Consider the following 269-nt stretch of genomic DNA (forward strand, 5'->3'; position numbering starts at 1 on the left):
GAGTTATTTCGGTATATTAGTGATCATCGACTAAAATGCGTGGTTCCTTCGTTATTTTCCCATTCGGCTTATCAGCGTTGGAATAATCAATACCGCGATGAAAATACTCGACTATCAAGTGATAGAATACGAAAAGTAATAACTGAATTTTCTGAGAAAGCTGAAGCTCTTAAAAACAGTCATCCAAAAGAGCTGAATAACTTAGAGTTAATTTCTTCTCCCGAGAGGTTAGCCAGCCTGAGTTTAGCTTCCGAGAAGTGTGTGGAAAG

General features: G+C 38.3%; 1 protein-coding gene. It reads left to right on the forward strand.

Going from position 1 to position 269, the window contains the following annotated elements:
* Positions 1-39: 39 nt before the first annotated feature.
* Positions 40-269, forward strand: a 230-nt coding sequence (locus tag SB659_RS19615) for a hypothetical protein (RefSeq protein WP_410551618.1), incomplete at its 3' end; no start/stop codon positions are given.

Source organism: Arthrobacter sp. SIMBA_036 (assembly GCF_046535135.1).
Taxonomy (GTDB): Bacteria; Actinomycetota; Actinomycetes; order Actinomycetales; family Micrococcaceae; genus Arthrobacter.